This is a genomic window from Aquipseudomonas alcaligenes (assembly GCF_003205495.1).
Taxonomy (GTDB): Bacteria; Pseudomonadota; Gammaproteobacteria; order Pseudomonadales; family Pseudomonadaceae; genus Aquipseudomonas; species Aquipseudomonas alcaligenes_B.
This window is the reverse complement of the sequence record NZ_QJRX01000002.1, coordinates 129,872-150,656: the sequence shown is the minus strand read 5'-3', so window position 1 is coordinate 150,656 and position 20,785 is coordinate 129,872. Positions and strand designations below refer to the sequence as shown.

The following is a 20,785-nucleotide window of genomic DNA, read 5'->3' as shown; positions in this document are numbered from 1 at the left end:
TCAGGCCTGCGCTGCCAGCCGGCGCAGGGTTTCCTCCAGGCGTTCCACCTCGCCGAGCAGCGGCGACTGCGGATAGCGCGCACGAATGTAGCCCAGCAGCTGCTGCGCCGGCTCCACCTGGCCGAGCCCCTCGGCGAAGCCGCGCGCGGCCAGCAGGTAGGCCCGCGGGATATGCGGATAGTCGGGGAAGCGCCGATGCAGGTTGCGCAACAGGCTCAGGCCCTCGCGGGTCTTGTGCCGCTCCAGCAGCGCCTGGGCGACCCGCTCGCAGACCTGGGCATCCTCCGGCAGGTAGTCGGCCTTGAACTGGCGGGCATTGAGCAGGGCCGTGGCCGCCTGCACCGGGTTGAGTCGCGCGGCCAGCGGCAGGTAGTGCTGCAGGTGGCGCAGGCAGCGCTCGCGGGCATTCAGGCCGAACAGCAGGCGATGGAAGCGCTCGTTGAGGGCGAAGTCATCGGGCATGCCGTTCAGCGCCTGGGCCAGCACCTCCAGGGCCCGCTCGCTCTGCCCCTCCTTGAGGCGAATCTCGGCCTCGGCCAGCGCCCGGCGCCGCCGATACTCCTCGGCGGGCAGGCCGCGCGGCGCGCCCTCCTCCACCGCCACATAGCCCAGGGCGCCCTGATACTGGAACACCGCATAGCCCATCATGGCGCACATCACCACGCTGAAGTAGCCGAACAGCAGGGTCGCCAGCGGCACCAGCACCACCTGCGGCAGGCCGCCGGTCAGCATGTAGGCGACCCAGCCCGGCGACTGCCAGAGAATGAACAGGAAGGCCCAGAGGATCAGGTAGCGCCAGCCCATGGCCTTGATCACCAGTCCCACCTGGTCGGGACTCAGCGCCGCACCCAGGGTCTTGTCCAGGGCCAGGCGGATGATGCTGGCCGGCAGCACCAGCTGCACGCCGAGGGTGGCCGCCCAGAACAGCGCCTCGCTGTCGAAGTCGGCCGCCAGCCAGACAACGGCGAAGCCAACGAAGAAGATCACCAGGAGCCGCCAGAACAGGCTGAAGCCCTCGCCATCCAGAGCCCCGCGCAGGCTGGGAGCCTCACGGGCGCCCAGGCTGGCGCTTTCGATCACGCTCTGCAGGTACTTGGTGGCGACGCAGAACAATGCCAGCCACAGCAGCTTCCAGGGCGGCATGAACAGGCTGGCCAGGCCCAGCAGGGCGGCAAAAGCCAGTGGAGCCGGCTGCAGGCCATAGCGGAAGAAGGCCGGGATGCGCTGCCAGAAGGGCTGCGCGGTGTTGGCCGCGCCGAGGAACTGCAGCTGGCCATGGCACAGCGGGCAGCTCGGATCCTGCTCGGGGGCCTCGGCATTCAGCGGGATGCAGCAATCGCCGTAGTCGCGCTGGCAGGGCGGGCAATGCCAGGTGGCGGGTTGCGCGGGGTGATAGCGGCAGTGGCTGATTTCCATCGCCTGACGTCCTTGTGGGTACTGCACCAGGCGCCATTGTCGGGGCAAACCGCAGGCAAAAAAAGAGGGCCCCGCAGGGCCCTCCTTTGCAGCATGGTCTCGGCTTAGACGCCCGAGGCTTCCGCTGCGGCGACGTCCTTGATCGACAGCTTGATGCGGCCGCGGTTGTCCACGTCCAGCACCAGGACCTTCACTTCCTGGCCTTCCTTGAGCACGTCGGTGACCTTGTCGATGCGCTGATCGCTGATCTGCGAGATGTGCACCAGACCGTCCTTGCCCGGCAGGATGTTGACGAAGGCGCCGAAGTCGACGATGCGTTCGACCTTGCCGACGTAGATCTTGCCGATCTCGGCCTCGGCGGTGATGCCGAGCACGCGCTGCTTGGCCGCCTCGGCCGCTTCCTTGGTCTCGCCGAAGATCTTGATCGAACCGTCGTCCTCGATGTCGATCGAGGCCTTGGTCTCTTCGCAGATGGCGCGGATGGTGGCGCCGCCCTTGCCGATCACGTCGCGGATCTTGTCCTGGTCGATCTTCATCGCCAGCATGGTCGGGGCGTTGGCCGACAGCTCGCTGCGCGACTGGGAGATGACCTGGTTCATCTGGCCGAGGATGTTCAGACGGGCTTCCAGGGCCTGGCCCAGGGCGATCTCCATGATCTCCTCGGTGATGCCCTGGATCTTGATGTCCATCTGCAGGGCGGTGACGCCCTTGGCGGTACCGGCGACCTTGAAGTCCATGTCGCCCAGGTGGTCTTCGTCACCCAGGATGTCGGTCAGTACGGCGAACTTCTCGCCTTCCAGCACCAGGCCCATGGCGATACCGGCCACCGGCGCCTTCATCGGCACGCCGGCGTCCATCAGCGCCAGGGAGGCGCCGCACACGGAGGCCATGGAGGAGGAACCGTTGGACTCGGTGATCTCCGACACCACGCGGATGGTGTAGGGGAACTCGTCGCCCTTCGGCAGCATGGCGGCGACACCGCGGCGGGCCAGACGGCCGTGGCCGATCTCGCGGCGACCGGCGCTGCCCATGCGACCACACTCGCCCACCGAGAACGGAGGGAAGTTGTAGTGCAGCATGAAGGGGTCTTTCTTCTCGCCTTCCAGGGTGTCCAGCAGCTGGGCATCGCGGGCGGTGCCGAGGGTGGCGACCACCAGGGCCTGGGTCTCGCCACGGGTGAACAGGGCGGAGCCGTGGGTCTTGTCCAGCACGCCGACTTCGATCTTCAGCGGGCGTACGGTACGGGTGTCACGACCGTCGATACGCGGCTTGCCGTTGACGATGTTCTCGCGCACGGTGCGGTATTCGATCAGGCCGAAGGCATCCTTGACCTCGCCGGCGGACGGCTGACCTTCCTCGCCGGAGAACTTGGCCACGACCTGGTCGCGCAGCTCGTCCAGACGGTTGTAGCGGTCCTGCTTGATGGTGATGGTGTAGGCCTGGGAAATGGCCTCGCCGAACTCGGCCTTGATGGCGCTGAGCAGCGCGGTGTTCTCGGCCGGGGCGGTCCAGTTCCAGGTCGGCTTGCCGGCTTCGGCGGCGAATTCCTTGACGGCCTGGATCACGGCCTGGAATTCCTGGTGGGCGAACAGCACGGCGCCCAGCATCTGGTCTTCGGTCAGCTCGTCGGCTTCGGACTCGACCATCAGCACGGCGGTCTCGGTACCGGCCACCACCATGTCCAGGCTGGAGGCTTTCAGCTGCTCGTAGTTCGGGTTCAGCAGGTAACCGGTGTCCTCGTGGAAGGCCACGCGGGCGGCGCCGATCGGGCCGTTGAACGGGATGCCGGAGATGGCCAGGGCAGCCGAGGTACCGATCATCGAGGCGATGTCCGGATCGGTCTTCTTGCTGGTGGAGACGACGGTGCAGACGACCTGCACTTCGTTCATGAAGCCTTCCGGGAACAGCGGGCGGATCGGGCGGTCGATCAGGCGCGAGGTCAGGGTTTCCTTCTCGCTCGGACGGCCTTCACGCTTGAAGTAGCCACCCGGGATCTTGCCGGCGGCATAGGTCTTTTCCTGGTAGTGCACGGACAGCGGGAAGAAGCCCTTGCTCGGATCGGCCTGCTTGGCGCCAACCACGGTGACCAGCACGCTGACGTCGTTGTCGATGCTGACCAGCACGGCGCCAGAGGCCTGGCGGGCGATGCGGCCGGTTTCCAGGGTGACGGTCGACTGACCGAACTTGAATTGCTTGATAACCGGATTCACGGTGTTTTCCTTCTCTTTGTTGCCTTGGGGAAATCGGGGGGAATGCCGGGAGTCGGACCCGTTGTCATACCCCTGAAAAGCCAGAAGCTGGAAGCCCGAAGCCGCCGGCCGGTATCAACCGTCCTGCAACCCCGTGCTCCCAGCTTCTCACTTCAGGTGCACGTCTTAGCGACGCAGACCCAGGCGACCGATGAGGGCGCTGTAACGAGTGGTGTCCTTACCCTTCAGGTAGTCCAGCAGCTTGCGACGCTGGTTGACCATGCGGATCAGGCCACGACGGGAGTGGTGGTCTTTGCCGTTGGCTTTGAAGTGATCCTGCAGCTTGTTGATGTTGGCGGTCAGCAGGGCAACCTGCACTTCCGGAGAACCGGTATCGCCTTCAGCTTGCTTGTACTCGTTAACGATCTGGGCTTTTTCTTCAACGCTCAGTGCCATGATGGGCTCCTTGAGTGAACAGGCCGGGAACCAGTCCCGTGTTTTAAAAAGAGGAATGACCGTGCCTGCTGACAGCCACCCTCGCTCCGGTCGCACCGACCGAATCCATCGCCCCGAGCCGCAACCCGGGGCGCCTGCCGACGCTAGGCGCCGGTCGAAATCAGACGCTTGGGCGCGATGCGCCCGTCCTCGCTCACCTCACCGATGCCGATGAAGCGGCCGGTATGATCCTGCACCCGCAGCATGCCGAACTTGGGCGCTTCCGGCGCCCGCACCGGCTGACCGTGCAGCCAGTAGTAGGCGCTGTGCTCGGACAGCTGCAGCAGCGGCCAGTGCTCCAGGCCGCTGTCCACCGGCAGGAGGAACTGGTCGAGGGCCTCGCTGCCGCCTTCGGCATGGACCTTCTCCAGCGTCTCCAGGCTGATGGCCTGGGCCAGGCCGAAAGGCCCGGCCTGGGTACGCCGCAGCTCGGCCACATGGGCACCGCAGCCCAGCTGCTGGCCGATGTCCTCGACCAGGGTACGGATATAGGTACCCTTGCTGCAGGCCACGGCCAGGCGCAGCTGCGCCTGCTCCAGGGCCAGTAAATCCAGGCGCGCGATAGTAACAGATCGCGGCTCGCGCTCCACTACCTCGCCGGCGCGGGCCAGCTTGTAGAGCGGCTGACCGTCCTTCTTCAGGGCCGAGTACATCGGCGGTATCTGCTTGATTTCACCACGAAAACGCGGCAGGACGGCCTCCACGGCCTCCCGACCGACGGTCACTTCGCGGCGCTCGAGGACTTCGCCCTCGGCATCGCCGGTGGTGGTGGTGACGCCGAGCTGGGCCAGGGTCTCGTAGCCCTTGTCGGCGTCCAGCAGGTACTGGGAGAACTTGGTCGCCTCGCCGAAGCACAGCGGCAGCACGCCGGTGGCCAGCGGATCGAGGCTACCGGTGTGCCCGGCCTTCTCGGCGTTGAGCAGCCAGCGCACCTTCTGCAGGGCCTGGTTGGAGCTCATGCCGCGCGGCTTGTCGAGCACCAGAATGCCGCTGACCTGGCGGCGGATACGTTTGACCTGGGCCACGCTCAATCGTCCTGATGCTTGCTGTCTTCGGCCACGGCGCGCTCGATCAGCGCCGACAGGTGCACGCCACGCGAGATGCTCTCGTCGAAGTGGAAGTGCAGCTGCGGCACGCTGCGCACCTTCATCGACTTGCCCAGCAGCATGCGCAGGTAGCCGGCGGCCTCGTTGAGGATTTCCAGGTTGAGCTTGATCTTCTCGGCAGCGTTCTCGCCCATCAGGGTGATGAACACCTTGGCGTGACCGAGGTCGCGGCTGACATCCACGGCAGTGACGGTGACGAAGCCCAGGCGCGGATCGCGCACCTCGCGCGGGATCATCTGCGCCAGCTCGCGCTGCATCTGGTCACCGATGCGCTGGGTACGGCTGTATTCTTTGGCCATTTTTCCTACCTCTCCCGCCGCCTTCGCGTGCGGGCTCAAAAGCGGCAAACGCCCGGCCGCGCACATGCGGGGCCGGGCGTCGCGTGTTGCAACTCGCGCTTAGAGCGTACGAGCCACCTGGACCTTCTCGAACACCTCGATCTTGTCCCCGACCTTGACGTCGTTGTAGCTCTTCACGCCGATACCGCACTCCATGCCGTTACGCACTTCGGCGACGTCGTCCTTGAAGCGACGCAGGGATTCCAGCTCGCCTTCGAAGATCACCACGTCGTCGCGCAGCACGCGGATCGGACGGTTGCGGTAGACGGTGCCCTCGATGACCATGCAGCCGGCGATGGCGCCGAACTTCGGCGAACGGAACACGTCGCGCACCTCGGCGGTGCCCAGGATGTTCTCGCGCACGTCGCTGCCGAGCATACCGGTGAGCGCCTTCTTGACGTCCTCGATGATGTCGTAGATGACGTTGTAGTAGCGCAGGTCGATGCCCTCCTGCTCGACGATCTTGCGCGCACCGGCATCGGCACGCACGTTGAAGCCGAACAGCACGGCATTGGAGGCCAGCGCCAGGTTGGCATCGGACTCGGTGATACCACCGACGCCGCCACCGATCACGCGCACCTGGACTTCCTCGTTGCCGAGGTCGGCCAGAGCACCCTGCAGGGCCTCGAGGGAGCCACGCACATCGGACTTGAGCACGATGTTGAGGGTCTTCTTCTCGTCCTGGCCCATGGTCTCGAAGATGTTCTCCAGCTTCGAGCTGTGCTGGCGGGCGAGCTTGACCTCGCGGAACTTGCCCTGGCGGAACAGGGCGACTTCGCGGGCCTTCTTCTCGTCAGCCACCACCATCATTTCGTCACCGGCATCCGGGGTGCCGTCCAGGCCGAGGATCTCGACCGGGATGGACGGACCGGCTTCCTTGATGGTCTTGCCGTTCTCGTCGAGCATGGCGCGCACGCGGCCGTAGTTGACGCCGACCAGTACCATGTCGCCCTGGCGCAGGGTACCGTCCTGCACCAGCACGGTCGCCACCGGGCCGCGGCCCTTGTCCAGGCGCGATTCGACCACCACGCCGCGGCCCGGGGCCGCCGGAGTGGCTTTCAGCTCGAGCATCTCGGCCTGCAGCAGCACGGCTTCCAGCAGCTCGTCGACGCCGGTACCGGCCTTGGCCGAAACGGGTACGAACGGGGTATCGCCGCCCCACTCTTCCGGGATCACATCCAGCGCGGCCAGGCCGTTCTTGATGTTGTCCGGGTTGGCTTCCGGCTTGTCCATCTTGTTCACCGCAACCACGATCGGCACGCCAGCCGCTTTCGCGTGCTGCACCGCTTCCTGGGTCTGCGGCATCACGCCGTCGTCGGCCGCCACTACCAGGATGACGATGTCGGTGGCCTTGGCACCACGAGCACGCATGGCGGTGAACGCGGCGTGGCCGGGGGTGTCGAGGAAGGTGACCATGCCGCGGTCGGTTTCCACGTGATAGGCACCGATGTGCTGGGTGATACCGCCGGCTTCGCCCGCGGCCACCTTGGCGCGACGGATGTAGTCGAGCAGGGAAGTCTTGCCGTGGTCGACGTGACCCATCACGGTCACCACCGGCGCGCGGGAGAAAGCCTCGCCTTCGAACTTCAGCGACTCGGCCAGCTGCTCTTCGAGGGCGTTCTCGCTGACCAGCTTGACCTTGTGGCCCATTTCCTCGGCGACCAGCTGCGCGGTCTCCTGGTCCAGGACCTGGTTGATGGTCACCGGGGAGCCCATCTTGAACATGAACTTGACCACTTCGGCGCCCTTGACCGACATCTGGGCGGCCAGCTCGGCAACGGTAATGGTCTCGCCGATCGCTACTTCGCGCACTATAGGTCCTGTCGGGCTCTGGAACCCGTGCTGATTACGCTTCTTCGGCTTCATCCGGCCGCCACGGCCACGACGGAAGTCATCGACTTCCTCGTCGGTGCTACGCGGAGCGACACGCGGAGCCGGTGCCTTGTCTTTCAGGGTCGGACGGTGCTGAGCATGCTTGCGGTCGCGGCGCTCGTCATCGTCGCTGCGCACAGGCTTGTCCTTCTCGGCGCGACGCGCCTCTTCCTTCTTGCGCTCCACGGCCGCAGCAGCGGTTTCGTTGACCACCACGGCGGGGGCCGGCGCATCAACGCCCGCAGCAGGCGCAACAGCGGCCAGGGCAGCTGCATCCTGCTGCTTGCGGGCTTCCGCCTCGGCCTGTTTGCGTGCCTCTTCCTCGGCCTTCAGGCGCGCGGCCTCTTCGGCGGCACGCTGCTCTTCCAGCTCGCGCTGCTTCTCGGCCTCGATTTCGGCCGGGCTGCGTTTGACGTAGGTCTTCTTCTTGCGCACTTCCACGCTGATGGTCTTGCTACCGGCAACCTTCAGGGTGGTGGTGGTCTTGCGCTGCAGGGTGATCTTGCGCGGCTCTTCCAGCTTCTCGCCGTGGCTGCTCTTCAGATGGGCCAGCAGGGCCTGCTTCTCGTTATCGGTCACCACTTGCTCGGCACTGGTGTGCGGCAGTCCCGCCTCACGCATCTGCTGCAGCAGGCGCTCCACCGGTGTGTCGACCACTTGGGCCAGTTCTTTCACCGTGACTTGCGTCATGCATTTCTCTCCTCAGGCCGCAACCGCTTACTCGAACCAATGGGCTCGGGCGGCCATGATCAGCTTGCCGGCACGCTCTTCGTCGATGCCGTCGATGTCGAGCAGGTCGTCGATCGACTGCTCGGCCAGGTCTTCGCGGGTAACTACACCACGCACCGCCAGTTCCTGGGCCAGGGTCTTGTCCATGCCGTCCAGGGACAGCAGGTCTTCGGCCGGTTGCGCATCGGCCAGTTTTTCTTCGTTGGCGATGGCCTTGGTCAGCAGACGATCCTTGGCACGAGCACGCAGTTCGTTGACGATGTCCTCGTCGAAGCCGTCGATGCTGAGCATCTCCTCCATCGGCACGTAGGCGATCTCTTCCAGGCTGGTGAAGCCTTCCTCGACCAGTACCTGGGCCAGCTCCTCGTCGACATCCAGCTCTTCGACGAAGCGCTGCAGGATGTCTCCAGTCTCGGCCTGCTGCTTGGCCTGGATGTCGGCCTCGGTCATCACGTTCAGGGTCCAGCCGGTCAGCTGGCTGGCCAGGCGCACGTTCTGGCCACCGCGACCGATAGCCTGGGCCAGGTTGTCCTCGGCCACGGCGATGTCCATGGCATGGGCATCTTCGTCGACGATGATCGCCGCCACTTCGGCCGGAGCCATGGCGTTGATCACGAACTGGGCGACGTTCTCGTCCCACAGCACGATGTCAACGCGCTCGCCACCGATCTCGCCGGAAACGGCCTGTACGCGCGAGCCACGCATACCGATGCAGGCGCCCTGCGGATCGATACGCTTGTCCTTGGAGCGCACGGCGATCTTGGCGCGCGAGCCCGGATCGCGAGCGGCGGCCATCACTTCGATCAGGCCTTCGGCGATTTCCGGAACCTCGATGGTGAACAGCTCGATCAGCATCTGCGGCGCAGTGCGCGACAGGATCAGCTGCGGACCACGGTTCTCGGTGCGGATCTCCTTGAGCAGGGCGCGCACGCGGGCGCCGACACGGAAGGTTTCGCGCGGGATGATGTCCTCGCGGGCCAGCAGAGCCTCGGCGTTATTGCCCAGGTCGACGATCACGCTGTCGCGGGTGACCTTCTTCACGGTGCCGGAGATGATCTCGCCGACGCGCTCGCGGTAGGCATCGACCACCTGGGCACGCTCGGCCTCGCGCACTTTCTGCACGATCACCTGCTTGGCGGTTTGCGCGGCGATGCGGCCGAACTCGATGGACTCGACAGGCTCCTCGATGACATCGCCGACCTTGGCGCCGGGCTGACGCTCCTGGGCCTGCTCCACGGTCAGCTGGGCCGCCGGGTTCTCCAGATCGTCTTCCTCGACCACGGTCCAGCAGCGGAAAGTCTCATAGCTGCCGTTATGACGATTGATCGCCACGCGCAGCTCGACCTCGTCGTCGAAACGTTTCTTGGTCGCTGTCGCCAGCGCCAGTTCCAGTGCCTCGAAAATCACACCGGCCGGTACACCTTTCTCGTTGGATACCGACTCTACAACCAGCAGTACTTCTTTACTCATCGTACGCCTCGCCTTTCGCAATCCATTGGACCCGCGGGATCCGCGTCTCAGTCAAAACGGGGGATAATATTGGCCTTGTCGATCAGATCGATCGGCAACAGGAATTCGTGGTCATCCACCAGCACCACCACGTCCTGCTCCTCCACTCCGCGGAGGAGGCCCTGGAAATTGCGCCGCCCGTCGAAGGGCGAACGCAGCTTGATCTTCACCTGCTCTCCGGCATGCTGGGCGAACTGCTCGAGAGTGAACAGCGGCCGATCCATGCCCGGCGACGACACCTCCAGGGTGTACTCACTGCTGATCGGATCCTCGACATCCAGCACAGCACTGACCTGGCGACTAACCACCTCGCAGTCGTCTACCAGAATGCCGCCTTCGCGATCGATATACACACGCAGCAACGAATGCCGCCCCTGGGAAATGAACTCAATCCCCCAGCACTGGTAGCCGAGAGACTCGACCACCGGGGCCAGCATGGCCTGCAACTGTTCCAGCTTGCTCGACACCCGAAGCCCTCCGCGCATGTCGTAGAAATAAAAAATGGGCGAAACGCCCATCCATCGTGCCGCCCGACCAGGGTCGGCGGCGGACTGTCCAGCTAGCAAAAAGCCCCTGAAAAGGGGCTTCACTACTACTGGTTGCGGGGGCTGGATGAACCAACGACCTTCGGATAGTGAATCCGACGAGCTACCAGACTGCTCCACCCCGCGCCAAAGCTGGGCCAGAAGTATACGGATCATGACCCACAGGGTCAACCAACGCCCTGGAAACGAAAGAGCCCGCGAAAGCGGGCTCTGTCTTGTATGGTACCGAGGAGGGGACTCGAACCCCTACAGCCTATGGCCACTACCACCTCAAGGTAGCGTGTCTACCAATTCCACCACCTCGGCAAAGAGGGTATTACTTCTGCTCCGGAGCCTGCGGAACGTCAGCCTGTTCGACTGCCGTCTTCTGCTCTTCGAGCACCGGAACGTCTTCGACGGCCGGCTTCTGCTGCACTTCGAGAACCGCCGGATCCGGCAGACCTTCTTGCGTCAGCATATCAGCTTTTTCTTTAGCAAAATACGCTAAGCCCAAGCTGGTAATGAAAAAAACCGTAGCGAGTATAGCAGTAAAGCGACTCAGAAAGGTAGCGGAACCTTGGCTACCGAACACGGTGGCCGAAGCGCCTGCACCGAAGGATGCGCCCGCATCGGCACCCTTGCCCTGCTGGATCAGCACGAAACCGACGACCCCGAGAGCCACCAACAGATGCAACACAACAACGATGGTTTCCAGCATTTTCTCAGTTTCCTGCAGCGCGACAGATCGCACCGAACTCATCCGCATTCAAGGAGGCTCCACCAATGAGCCCCCCATCGATATCCGGCATGCCGAACAGCTCGGCAGCATTGGCGGCCTTCACACTGCCGCCATACAGAATCCTCAAACCGCGCGCCACTTCAGCACTTTCGGCAGCTAGCTGTGCGCGAATCGCCGCATGCACTTCCTGCGCCTGCTGCGGGGAGGCAGTCAGTCCGGTACCTATGGCCCAGACCGGCTCGTAAGCCACTACAGCACTGGCAAACGCCCCAACGCCCAACTCATCGATGACACTGCCCAACTGGGCAGATACCACCGCCAGAGTCTGGCCGGACTGCCGCTGCTCCAGCGTCTCCCCCACACACAGCACGGGTACCAACCCACAGGATTGGGCCGCCGCAAACTTACGCGCCACCTGATCATCGCGCTCGCCAAGAACCAGACGACGCTCGGAGTGACCAACCAGCACCATGCTGCAGCCCGCATCGGCCAGCTGACTCGGCGCAATCTCTCCAGTCAGGGCACCCTGCATGGGCTCGACCGCAGAATTCTGCGCACCAACCGCGATTGCCTTACCTTCGAGACCGGCCAGCACTTGACCGATATACAGACAGGGGGGCATCACCGCGACCTCAACACCTGTCGGCAGCGCCAGCTGGCGCAAACCCTTGATCAGCTCTGCGACGCTGGCGCGGGTACCGTGCATTTTCCAGTTACCAGCTACCAGGGGGCGACGCATGCCGAACCTCGTCGTTCAAAGTGGGCGCAGATGTTACCCAAGAGCCTCCACCCTCGCAAGCCGATTCAGGCACAAACCTCGGCGACCACCTTGGCCAGCTCCTCGGCATAGGCACGCACCTGTCGCTCGTCGTCACCCTCGACCATTACTCGCACCAGCGGTTCGGTTCCGGACTTGCGCAGCAACACACGACCACGCCCAGCCATACGCTCGGTCACGCGCGCGCAGGCTTCCTGCACCGCCGGATGCTCGACCGGGTCGACCGAGCCATTCAGGCGAACATTGATCAATACCTGAGGACACTTGCGCAGTGCCTGCCGGGCCTGCGCCAGATTCACATCGGCACGCTTGAGCGCCATCAGCACCTGCAGCGCAGCGATGATCGCATCCCCCGTGGTGGTGTGCTGGCAGCACACCAGATGCCCCGAGTTCTCGCCACCCAGCTGCCAGTCGCGCCCCTGCAACTCGGCCATCACATAACGATCGCCAACCTTGGCGCGCACAAAGGGGATGCCTAGCTCGACCAGGGCCAGCTCCAGGCCAAGGTTGCTCATCAACGTTCCGACCACCCCACCCTGCAGCTTGCCGCGTTCCAGCAGATCGCGCGCGATGATGTAGAGCAGCTCATCGCCATCCACGGCAGCACCGGTATGGTCGACCATCAGCACGCGATCGCCATCGCCATCAAAGGCGATACCCAGATCCGCCTGCTGCGCCAGCACTTCAGCCTGCAGTGCCTCGACGTGCGTCGAACCGCAGTTATCGTTGATGTTTAGCCCATTGGGCTGCGCAGAGAGCACGGAAACCTGGGCACCAAGCTCACGAAACACGCTGGGCGCAACCTTGTAGGTGGCACCATGGGCGCAGTCGATGACCAGCTTGAGCCCGGAGAAGCTGGTACTGCTCGGCACGCTGCTCTTGCAGAACTCGATGTAGCGACCCGCTGCATCGTTGATGCGCGAGACCTTGCCGAGCTGCTCGGACTCCACCACCGTCATCGGCTGGTCGAGCAACTCCTCGATCATCAGCTCGATTTCGTCCGGCAGCTTGGTACCCTTGCCGGAAAAGAACTTGAAGCCGTTGTCATGATGCGGATTGTGCGAGGCACTGATGACGATCCCCGCATCGGCCTGAAAGGTACGGGTCAGGTAGGCGATGGCCGGTGTCGGCATCGGCCCCAGGAGCATCACATCCGCACCGGCAGCGACCAAGCCGGCCTCCAGGGCCGACTCGAACATATATCCGGAAATCCGCGTGTCCTTGCCGATCAGGATGCGGCACTTGCCCTGCTTGCGAAAAGCCATGCCGGCCGCCCAGCCCAGCTTGAGGATGAACTCGGGCGTGATAGGGAACTGCCCCACCAGACCGCGGATACCATCGGTACCGAAATACTTTCTACCCATTTCCTAAACTCCAGTTCTTATTCTGCTGCCTGCACGGCCGCGACCATACGCACCGCATCGACCGTTTCGGCGACATCGTGAACCCGCAGGATGCAGGCTCCCTTGGCCACCGCCAAGGCAGCCAGAGCGAGGCCGCCAGCCAGGCGCTCGTGCACCTCGCGCCCAAGCGCCTGGCCGATCATACTCTTGCGCGAAACGCCCACCAGCAGCGGCCGCCCCAGTTCGTGCAGCATTTCCAGATGCTTGAACAGGCTCAGATTGTGTCCGAGCGTCTTGGCAAAACCGAAGCCCGGATCGAGAACCAATCGTTCCGCAGGGATGCCGGCAGCGGCGCACTCGGCCATGCGCCGAGCCAGGAAATCGCGCACCTCGCCCACCACATCCTGATACTGCGGATTCTGCTGCATGTTGCCCGGCTCACCCAGCATGTGCATCAGGCAGACCGGCAACCCGGTGTCGGCCGCGGCTTCCAAGGCGCCATCACGACGCAGTGAACGCACGTCGTTGATGAGGCCCGCACCAAGACGAGCCCCCTCACGCATGACAGCAGGAGTCGAAGTATCGAGGGAGATGATCACATCCAGCTCGGCAGCGATGGCCTCGACCATCGGTGCCACCCGCTCGAGCTCCTCGACAGGGGAGACCGGCCGCGCACCGGGACGGGTTGACTCGCCCCCCACATCGATCAGGGTGGCACCAGCCGCCACCATCGCGGCGGCATGGCGCAAGGCAGCGTCACGCGCAGCGAAACGGCCACCATCGGAAAAGGAGTCGGGAGTGACGTTGAGGATGCCCATCACCTGCGGCTGGGCCAGATCGAGCATCCGGCTGCCACAGGGCAGCCGGAGCGGGTACTGCGGAAGAATCATGTGCGGGCCTTAGTGCTCACCCGCCGGGCCGCCGATCGGGGTCTCCGGGCGCTCGGCCTGCTCCTTGGATGCCGGAGTACCGGAACCACCCTGCCAGTCACGCGGCTCGCGCGGAGTACGACCAGCCATGATGTCGTCGATCTGGTCGGCGTCGATGGTTTCGTACTTCATCAGCGCGTCGGCCATCATATCGAGCTTGTCGCGATTCTCTTCCAGCAGGCGCTTAGCAGTACCGTAGCAGCCGTCGATGATGCTGCGCACTTCCTCGTCGATGGCCTTGGCGGTCTCCCCGGAGACGTTAGCGTGCTGACTGCCGGCGCTGCGACCGAGGAATACCTCACCCTCTTCCTCCGCGTACATCAGCGGACCGAGCTTCTCCGACAGGCCCCACTTGGTCACCATGTTCCGCGCCAGGCGGGTGGCGCGCATGATGTCGTTGGAGGCGCCGGTGGTGACGCCATCGAAGCCCAGGGTCATCTCCTCGGCGATACGACCGCCGAACAGCGAGCATATCTGGCTGGTCAGGGCGCGCTTGGACAGGCTGTAGCGATCCTCTTCCGGCAGGAACATGGTCACGCCCAGAGCGCGGCCGCGCGGAATGATCGACACCTTGTAGACCGGATCATGCTCGGGCACCAGGCGCCCGACGATGGCATGGCCGGCCTCGTGGTAGGCGGTGTTGAGCTTCTCCTTCTCGGACATGACCATGGATTTGCGCTCGGCGCCCATCATGATCTTGTCCTTGGCCAGCTCGAACTCCTTCATCTCCACCAGGCGCTTGCTGGCACGGGCGGCGAACAGCGAAGCCTCGTTGACCAGGTTGGCCAGGTCGGCGCCGGAGAAGCCCGGGGTGCCGCGGGCAATCACGGCCGGCTCGACGTTGTCGCCCACCGGCACCTTGCGCATGTGCACTTTCAGGATCTGCTCGCGACCACGGATGTCCGGCAGGCCTACCACCACCTGGCGGTCGAAGCGGCCCGGACGCAGCAGCGCGGGGTCCAGCACGTCTGGACGGTTGGTGGCGGCGATGACGATGATGCCATCGTTCATCTCGAAGCCGTCCATCTCCACCAGCAGCTGGTTGAGGGTCTGCTCGCGCTCGTCGTGACCACCGCCCAGACCGGCGCCACGATGGCGACCGACGGCATCGATCTCGTCGATGAAGATAATGCAGGGCGCATGCTTCTTGGCCTGCTCGAACATGTCGCGCACGCGGGAGGCGCCGACACCGACGAACATCTCGACGAAGTCGGAACCGGAAATGGTGAAGAACGGCACCTTGGCCTCACCGGCGATGGCCTTGGCCAGCAGAGTCTTGCCGGTACCCGGCGGGCCGACCATCAGCACACCGCGCGGGATACGCCCGCCGAGGCGCTGGAACTTGCCGGGATCACGCAGGAACTCGACCAGCTCACCGACTTCTTCCTTGGCCTCGTCACAACCGGCGACGTCGGCCAGGGTGGTCTTGACCTGATCTTCGGAGAGCAGGCGCGCCTTGGACTTGCCGAAGCTCATCGGGCCACCACGACCGCCGCCGCCGCCCTGCATCTGGCGCATGAAGAACATGAACACGGCGATGATCACCAGGATCGGGAAGCTGGCGACCAGCAGCTGGGTCCAGATGCTCTGGCGCTCCGGCTGCTTGCCGACGATCTCGACGTTGTTGTCGATCAGGTCCTTGATCAGGCCACGGTCCTCGATAGCCGGACGCACGGTCTCGAAGGTGGTGCCATCGAGATTCTTGCCGCTGATGATGTAGCCATCGACAGTGACCTGCCGGACCTTGCCTTCCTGGACCTGCTGGATGAACTCGGAATAGTTCAGCTTGCCGGCTTCGCTCGGGCTGGAGAAGTTGTTCATCACCGTGACCAGGACGGCTGCGATGATCAGCCACAGGATCAGGTTCTTTGCCATGTCGTTCAATTCGCTACCCTCGGAAACGAGCCCCGTCCTGAAACACGCTTCACATGACGGCTGGTGGATTACCAACCTAACTTACTACACAACCCGCCGCGGCAGGCAGGGACCGTCTGTAACCCTTTATGAGACCTCGACCATCGGCCCCGTCCGGCAAGCCAGCGGTTCCAGTCTAGGCGCCCTGGAAAACCCAGGCCAACCGAGTACCGCGGCAGCTCGCCCCCGCATCCCGCAGAACAGCCAAGCGACGAGCGGAAACCCTCACCGCACTCATATTGGGGCCATGCTGCAAATCACAAGGCCCGCAGGCTCCGCATAGCGACGCAATGCACCCTCACCAATGCCACATTCCCGCCCCGAATAGAAACGGGCGTAGCCGTGCCGGCTCGGGTAAACTATGGGGTTTTCGGCCGGCGCACCGGCAACAGGATGGTCAATGGCTAGGGCCAACCCGTCCAGCAGGGCCGACTTCCATAGCAACAGGGTCAGATTATGGCGCTTACCAACGAACAGAAGAAACACTTCAAATCTATCGGTCACCACCTGAAACCGGTATTGATCGTGGCCGAGAACGGCCTGACCGAAGGCGTGCTGGCCGAACTGGAGCGCGCACTCAATGATCACGAGCTGATCAAGGTGCAGTTCCGCCTGACCGAGCGCGATGATCGCCGCGCCCTGATCGACGAACTGGCCGCCGTCAGCCGCTGCGAGCTGGTCCAGGTGATCGGCAAGATGGCCCTGATCTACCGCAAGAACCCCAAGCCGAACAAGAACCTGTCGAACATCCATCGCTATCAGGCCTGATAGCGGCCCGCCCTACTCGCTCCGCTGCCCCGGCAGCGGTTGCAGCACCAGCACCAGGCCACACAGGGCCAGCACCAGATAGTTGAACTGCAGCCAGCGCTGGGCATCCGGCAGCCAGTGGCGCACGACGAAGAAGGCCGCAGCCATGCCCAGCACCACCAGCAACAGCTGACCGCGCATGTCGCGCCACAGGCTGGGCAGCCCCTCGGCCTGAGCCAGCACCATGCCCTGCAACAGCGCGCAGAAGGCGGCGAAGCCGATCAACAGCGGCGCCAGCACGGCGCTGATCTCGGCGATCAGCAGCGGCGCCAGCCCCAGCTTTTCCAGCGCCGGCAGCATGACGAAATGTAGCAGCCAGAGGCCGCCGACCCAGAAGGTCTGGGCCAGCTGCCAACTGATGCTGCCGGCACGCAGCGGTCGCTGACGCTTAAATATGGCGGACTTCGACAATCTCGTACTCGACCAAGCCGCTGGGGGTCTGCACCGCCACCACGTCACCCTCCTCCTTGCCCACCAGGGCGCGGGCGATGGGCGAACTGACCGACAGCTTGCCGACCTTGATGTCGGCCTCGTCCTCACCGACGATCTGGTAGGTCACGGTCTCGTCGGTATCGCAGTTGGCGATGTCGACGGTGGTACCGAAGATCACCTTGCCGCTGTGCGGGATGGTGGTGACGTCGATCACCACCGCATGCTGCAGACGCCCCTCGATATCGCGGATACGCGCCTCGACCATGCCCTGCTCCTCGCGGGCGGCGTGGTATTCGGCGTTTTCCTTGAGGTCACCCAGCTCACGAGCCTCGGCGATCGCCTGGCTGAGCGCGGGGCGGCGCACCTTGGTCAGATGCGCCAGTTCCTCTTCCAGGGCGCGAGCGCCCTGGACGGTCATGGGGTACTTGTTCATGCCTTGATTCCTGCATGCAGATCCTGCAGCCGGCGCACGGTCTTCTCGGGACCGAACTTGAGCGCCTCGCAGACCGCCTGCCCCGCCGCGATGGTGGTGGTGCAGTAGATCTTGTGCTGCAGAGCGTTACGACGGATCGAGTAGGAGTCAGCGATGGACTGACGCCCCTCGGTGGTGTTGATGATCAGGGTGACTTCGTCGTTCTTGATCATATCGACGACATGCGGACGACCTTCGGTCACCTTGTTCACCCGGCGCACCGGCAGACCGGCCGCCTCGATCACTTTGGCGGTGCCCGCAGTGGCCACCACCTCGAAGCCCAGCGCCACCAGGTCACGTGCTACCTGCACCGCCTGCTCCTTGTCGTCCTCGCGCACACTGATGAAGGCGCAGCCGGAGTTCGGCAGGATCTCGCTGGCACCGACCTGAGCCTTGGCGAAGGCTTCGCCGAAGCTGTCGCCGACGCCCATCACCTCGCCGGTGGACTTCATTTCCGGGCCGAGGATCGGGTCGACGCCCGGGAATTTGGCGAAGGGGAACACCGCTTCCTTGACGCTGAAGAACGGCGGGATGATTTCCTTGGTGTAGCCGACCTCGGCCAGGCTCTTGCCGGCCATGACCCGGGCGGCCACCTTGGCCAGCGACTCGCCGACGCACTTGGAGACGAACGGCACGGTACGCGAGGCGCGCGGGTTCACTTCGATGACGTAGATGTCCTCGCCCTGCACGGCCATCTGCACGTTCATCAGGCCGACCACGCCGAGCTCCAGGGCCATCTTCTTGACCTGCTCGCGGATCTCGTCCTGGATGTGCGCCGGCAGAGAGTAAGGCGGCAGCGAGCAGGCGGAGTCGCCGGAGTGCACGCCGGCCTGTTCGATGTGCTGCATGATGGCGCCGATCACCACGGTCTCGCCGTCGCACACCGCATCCACGTCCACTTCGATGGCGCAGTTGAGGAAGCGATCCAGCAGCACCGGGCTGTCGTTGGACACTTTCACCGCTTCGCGCATATAGCGCTTGAGCTCTTCTTCCTGGTAGACGATTTCCATCGCCCGGCCGCCCAGCACGTAGGACGGACGCACGACCATCGGGTAGCCGATGCCCTTGGACAGGGCCAGGGCCTCGTCTTCGCTGCGCGCGGTGGCGTTGGCCGGCTGGCGCAGGCCGAGGCGCTGGACCATCTGCTGGAAGCGCTCGCGGTCTTCGGCGCGATCGATGGCCTCGGGGCTGGTGCCGATGATCGGCACGCCGGCCTCTTCCAGGGCGCGACAGATCTTCAGCGGAGTCTGGCCACCGTACTGCACGATCACGCCTTTCGGCTGCTCGACGTGGACGATTTCCAGCACGTCTTCCAGGGTCACCGGCTCGAAGTACAGGCGGTCGGAGGTGTCGTAGTCGGTGGAGACGGTTTCCGGGTTGCAGTTGACCATGATGGTCTCGTAGCCGTCTTCACGCATGGCCAGCGCCGCGTGCACGCAGCAGTAATCGAACTCGATGCCCTGGCCGATGCGGTTGGGGCCGCCACCGAGGATCATGATCTTGTCGCGGGTCGACGGCGCGGCCTCGCACTCTTCCTCGTAGGTCGAGTACATGTAGGCGGTGTCGGTGGCGAATTCGGCGGCGCAGGTGTCCACGCGCTTGTACACCGGCAGCACTTTCAGCTTGTGGCGATGGGCGCGCAGGCTCTTCTCGGAAACGCCGAGCAGCTTGGCCAGGCGCGCATCGGAGAAGCCCTTGCGCTTGAGCTTGAACATCAGGTCGTAGTCGATGGCGGACAGGCCGAGGGTCTTGACCTTCTCCTCGTCCTTGACCAGGTCCTCGATCTGCACCAGGAACCACTCGTCGATGCGGGTCAGCTCGAACACTTCGGCGACGCTCTTGCCGGCGCGGAAGGCATCGGCCACATACCAGATGCGGTCGGCACTGGGCACGGTCAGTTCGCGACGCAGGGTGCTCTCGGCTTCCGGGTCGTTGAGGTCGAGCTTCGGATCGAAACCGGCGACGCCCACTTCCAGGCCGCGCAGGGCTTTCTGCACGGACTCCTGGAAGGTGCGGCCGATGGCCATGACTTCACCCACGGACTTCATCTGGGTGGTCAGGCGGGCGTCGGCCTTGGGGAACTTCTCGAAGGCGAAGCGCGGGATCTTGGTCACGACGTAGTCGATGGCCGGCTCGAACGAGGCCGGGGTACGACCGCCAGTGATGTCGTTGGAGAGCTCATCGAGGGTGTAGCCGACGGCCAGCTTGGCGGCGATCTTGGCGATCGGGAAGCCGGTGGCCTTGGAAGCCAGGGCCGAGGAGCGCGACACGCGCGGGTTCATCTCGATCACCACCATGCGCCCGGTGTTCGGGCAGATGCCGAACTGCACGTTGGAGCCGCCGGTTTCCACGCCGATCTCGCGCAGCACCGCCAGGGAGGCGTTGCGCATGATCTGGTATTCCTTGTCGGTCAGGGTCTGGGCCGGGGCCACGGTGATCGAGTCGCCGGTGTGCACGCCCATCGGGTCGAAGTTCTCGATGGAGCAGACGATGATGCAGTTGTCCTTCTTGTCGCGGACCACCTCCATCTCGTACTCCTTCCAGCCGATCAGCGATTCGTCGATCAGCAGCTCGCTGGTCGGCGACAGATCCAGGCCGCGAGCGCAGATTTCCTCGAATTCTTCACGGTTGTAGGCGATGCCGCCGCCGGTGCCGCCCATGGTGAAGGACGGCCGGATGATGCAGGGGAAGCCCACCTGCTCCAGCACGCCGTAGGCCTCTTCCATGTTGTGCGCGATGCCGGAGCGCGGGCAGGCCAGGCCGATGCTCTTCATGGCCTTGTCGAAGCGCGAACGGTCTTCGGCCTTGTCGATGGTGTCGGCGTTGGCACCGATCATCTCGACGCCGAACTTCTCCAGGATGCCGTGCTTTTCCAGGTCCAGGGCGCAGTTCAGCGCGGTCTGGCCACCCATGGTCGGCAGCAGGGCGTCCGGGCGCTCCTTCTCGATGATCTTGGCCACGGTGGCCCACTTGATCGGCTCGATGTAGGTGGCGTCGGCCATGGCCGGGTCGGTCATGATGGTGGCCGGGTTGGAGTTCACCAGGATGACGCGGAAGCCTTCTTCCTTCAGGGCCTTGCAGGCCTGGGCGCCTGAGTAGTCGAACTCGCAGGCCTGGCCGATGACGATGGGGCCGGCGCCGAGGATCAGGATGCTTTTGATGTCTGTACGTTTTGGCATGTTTCTTACTCGAA

Annotated in this window: 17 protein-coding genes and 2 tRNA genes; 1 reads left to right on the top strand and 18 read right to left on the bottom strand. The window is 64.3% G+C overall.

Going from position 1 to position 20,785, the window contains the following annotated elements:
- The 15 genes from DMO17_RS03380 to ftsH all read right to left on the bottom strand — a co-directional run bounded on the left by DMO17_RS03380 (position 1) and on the right by ftsH (position 15,842).
- Entirely contained in the window at positions 1 to 1,416 is a 1,416-nt protein-coding gene (locus DMO17_RS03380) for a DUF4013 domain-containing protein (protein ID WP_110680908.1), read from the bottom strand.
- A 104-nt stretch (positions 1,417 to 1,520) separates the two neighbouring features.
- Positions 1,521 to 3,626 carry a polyribonucleotide nucleotidyltransferase gene (gene pnp, locus DMO17_RS03375; RefSeq protein WP_110680907.1) on the bottom strand — a complete coding sequence of 702 codons (2,106 nt, stop codon included), beginning with the start codon at positions 3,624 to 3,626 and terminating at the stop codon, positions 1,521 to 1,523.
- A gap of 165 nt (positions 3,627 to 3,791) precedes the next feature.
- Entirely contained in the window at positions 3,792 to 4,061 is a 270-nt protein-coding gene (gene rpsO, locus DMO17_RS03370) for a 30S ribosomal protein S15 (protein WP_011914369.1), read from the bottom strand.
- A gap of 143 nt (positions 4,062 to 4,204) precedes the next feature.
- Positions 4,205 to 5,125 carry a tRNA pseudouridine(55) synthase TruB gene (gene truB / locus DMO17_RS03365; RefSeq protein WP_110680906.1) on the bottom strand — a complete coding sequence of 307 codons (921 nt, stop codon included), beginning with the start codon at positions 5,123 to 5,125 and terminating at the stop codon, positions 4,205 to 4,207.
- A 2-nt stretch (positions 5,126 to 5,127) separates the two neighbouring features.
- Positions 5,128 to 5,505, bottom strand: a complete 378-nt coding sequence (rbfA, locus tag DMO17_RS03360) for a 30S ribosome-binding factor RbfA (protein ID WP_110680905.1) — start codon at positions 5,503 to 5,505, stop codon at positions 5,128 to 5,130.
- Between the two features lie 99 nt (positions 5,506 to 5,604).
- Entirely contained in the window at positions 5,605 to 8,106 is a 2,502-nt protein-coding gene (gene infB, locus DMO17_RS03355; protein ID WP_110680904.1) for a translation initiation factor IF-2, read from the bottom strand.
- A gap of 27 nt (positions 8,107 to 8,133) precedes the next feature.
- On the bottom strand, positions 8,134 to 9,615 hold the full coding sequence (gene nusA / locus DMO17_RS03350; RefSeq protein ID WP_110680903.1) for a transcription termination factor NusA: 1,482 nt from the start codon (positions 9,613 to 9,615) through the stop codon (positions 8,134 to 8,136).
- A 47-nt stretch (positions 9,616 to 9,662) separates the two neighbouring features.
- Positions 9,663 to 10,121 carry a ribosome maturation factor RimP gene (rimP, locus tag DMO17_RS03345; protein WP_110680902.1) on the bottom strand — a complete coding sequence of 153 codons (459 nt, stop codon included), beginning with the start codon at positions 10,119 to 10,121 and terminating at the stop codon, positions 9,663 to 9,665.
- Positions 10,122 to 10,250: 129 nt separating this feature from the next.
- A tRNA-Val gene (locus DMO17_RS03340) sits at positions 10,251 to 10,325 on the bottom strand.
- Positions 10,326 to 10,419: 94 nt separating this feature from the next.
- Positions 10,420 to 10,505, bottom strand: a tRNA-Leu gene (locus DMO17_RS03335).
- A gap of 10 nt (positions 10,506 to 10,515) precedes the next feature.
- Positions 10,516 to 10,896 carry a preprotein translocase subunit SecG gene (gene secG / locus DMO17_RS03330; RefSeq protein ID WP_110680901.1) on the bottom strand — a complete coding sequence of 127 codons (381 nt, stop codon included), beginning with the start codon at positions 10,894 to 10,896 and terminating at the stop codon, positions 10,516 to 10,518.
- Positions 10,897 to 10,900: 4 nt separating this feature from the next.
- On the bottom strand, positions 10,901 to 11,656 hold the full coding sequence (gene tpiA, locus DMO17_RS03325) for a triose-phosphate isomerase (RefSeq protein WP_110680900.1): 756 nt from the start codon (positions 11,654 to 11,656) through the stop codon (positions 10,901 to 10,903).
- A 65-nt stretch (positions 11,657 to 11,721) separates the two neighbouring features.
- Positions 11,722 to 13,059, bottom strand: a complete 1,338-nt coding sequence (gene glmM / locus DMO17_RS03320; RefSeq protein ID WP_110680899.1) for a phosphoglucosamine mutase — start codon at positions 13,057 to 13,059, stop codon at positions 11,722 to 11,724.
- A 17-nt stretch (positions 13,060 to 13,076) separates the two neighbouring features.
- Positions 13,077 to 13,928, bottom strand: coding sequence for a dihydropteroate synthase (gene folP / locus DMO17_RS03315; protein WP_110680898.1), 852 nt, complete (start codon positions 13,926 to 13,928; stop codon positions 13,077 to 13,079).
- A gap of 9 nt (positions 13,929 to 13,937) precedes the next feature.
- Entirely contained in the window at positions 13,938 to 15,842 is a 1,905-nt protein-coding gene (ftsH, locus tag DMO17_RS03310; RefSeq protein ID WP_110680897.1) for an ATP-dependent zinc metalloprotease FtsH, read from the bottom strand.
- Positions 15,843 to 16,337: 495 nt separating this feature from the next.
- Between ftsH and yhbY the strand changes: the two genes are divergently transcribed.
- A complete protein-coding gene (gene yhbY, locus DMO17_RS03305; protein ID WP_110680896.1) occupies positions 16,338 to 16,649 on the top strand; it encodes a ribosome assembly RNA-binding protein YhbY in 312 nt (103 codons plus the stop codon).
- Positions 16,650 to 16,661: 12 nt separating this feature from the next.
- On the opposite strand, the gene DMO17_RS03300 is transcribed toward yhbY, so the two are convergent.
- Genes DMO17_RS03300 through carB form a run of 3 tightly spaced genes read right to left on the bottom strand, consistent with a single transcriptional unit; the run spans position 16,662 to position 20,771 of the window.
- Positions 16,662 to 17,063, bottom strand: coding sequence for a DUF4149 domain-containing protein (locus tag DMO17_RS03300; protein WP_110681362.1), 402 nt, complete (start codon positions 17,061 to 17,063; stop codon positions 16,662 to 16,664).
- 13 nt (positions 17,064 to 17,076) lie between these two features.
- Positions 17,077 to 17,553: a transcription elongation factor GreA gene (gene greA, locus DMO17_RS03295; protein ID WP_110680895.1), complete on the bottom strand. Its 477-nt coding sequence runs from the start codon at positions 17,551 to 17,553 to the stop codon at positions 17,077 to 17,079.
- Positions 17,550 to 20,771, bottom strand: coding sequence for a carbamoyl-phosphate synthase large subunit (gene carB, locus DMO17_RS03290; RefSeq protein ID WP_110680894.1), 3,222 nt, complete (start codon positions 20,769 to 20,771; stop codon positions 17,550 to 17,552). The genes greA and carB overlap by 4 nt, the downstream gene beginning before the upstream one ends.
- Positions 20,772 to 20,785: the final 14 nt, after the last annotated feature.

Coding starts and splice junctions, on each gene's coding strand:
- DMO17_RS03380 (WP_110680908.1), bottom strand. CDS start 1,416: ATGGAAATCAGCCACTGCCGCTATCACCCCGCGCAACCCGCCACCTGG.
- rpsO (WP_011914369.1), bottom strand. CDS start 4,061: ATGGCACTGAGCGTTGAAGAAAAAGCCCAGATCGTTAACGAGTACAAG.
- rbfA (WP_110680905.1), bottom strand. CDS start 5,505: ATGGCCAAAGAATACAGCCGTACCCAGCGCATCGGTGACCAGATGCAG.
- infB (WP_110680904.1), bottom strand. CDS start 8,106: ATGACGCAAGTCACGGTGAAAGAACTGGCCCAAGTGGTCGACACACCG.
- nusA (WP_110680903.1), bottom strand. CDS start 9,615: ATGAGTAAAGAAGTACTGCTGGTTGTAGAGTCGGTATCCAACGAGAAA.
- secG (WP_110680901.1), bottom strand. CDS start 10,896: ATGCTGGAAACCATCGTTGTTGTGTTGCATCTGTTGGTGGCTCTCGGG.
- tpiA (WP_110680900.1), bottom strand. CDS start 11,656: ATGCGTCGCCCCCTGGTAGCTGGTAACTGGAAAATGCACGGTACCCGC.
- glmM (WP_110680899.1), bottom strand. CDS start 13,059: ATGGGTAGAAAGTATTTCGGTACCGATGGTATCCGCGGTCTGGTGGGG.
- folP (WP_110680898.1), bottom strand. CDS start 13,928: ATGATTCTTCCGCAGTACCCGCTCCGGCTGCCCTGTGGCAGCCGGATG.
- ftsH (WP_110680897.1), bottom strand. CDS start 15,842: ATGGCAAAGAACCTGATCCTGTGGCTGATCATCGCAGCCGTCCTGGTC.
- yhbY (WP_110680896.1), top strand. CDS start 16,338: ATGGCGCTTACCAACGAACAGAAGAAACACTTCAAATCTATCGGTCAC.
- greA (WP_110680895.1), bottom strand. CDS start 17,553: ATGAACAAGTACCCCATGACCGTCCAGGGCGCTCGCGCCCTGGAAGAG.
- carB (WP_110680894.1), bottom strand. CDS start 20,771: ATGCCAAAACGTACAGACATCAAAAGCATCCTGATCCTCGGCGCCGGC.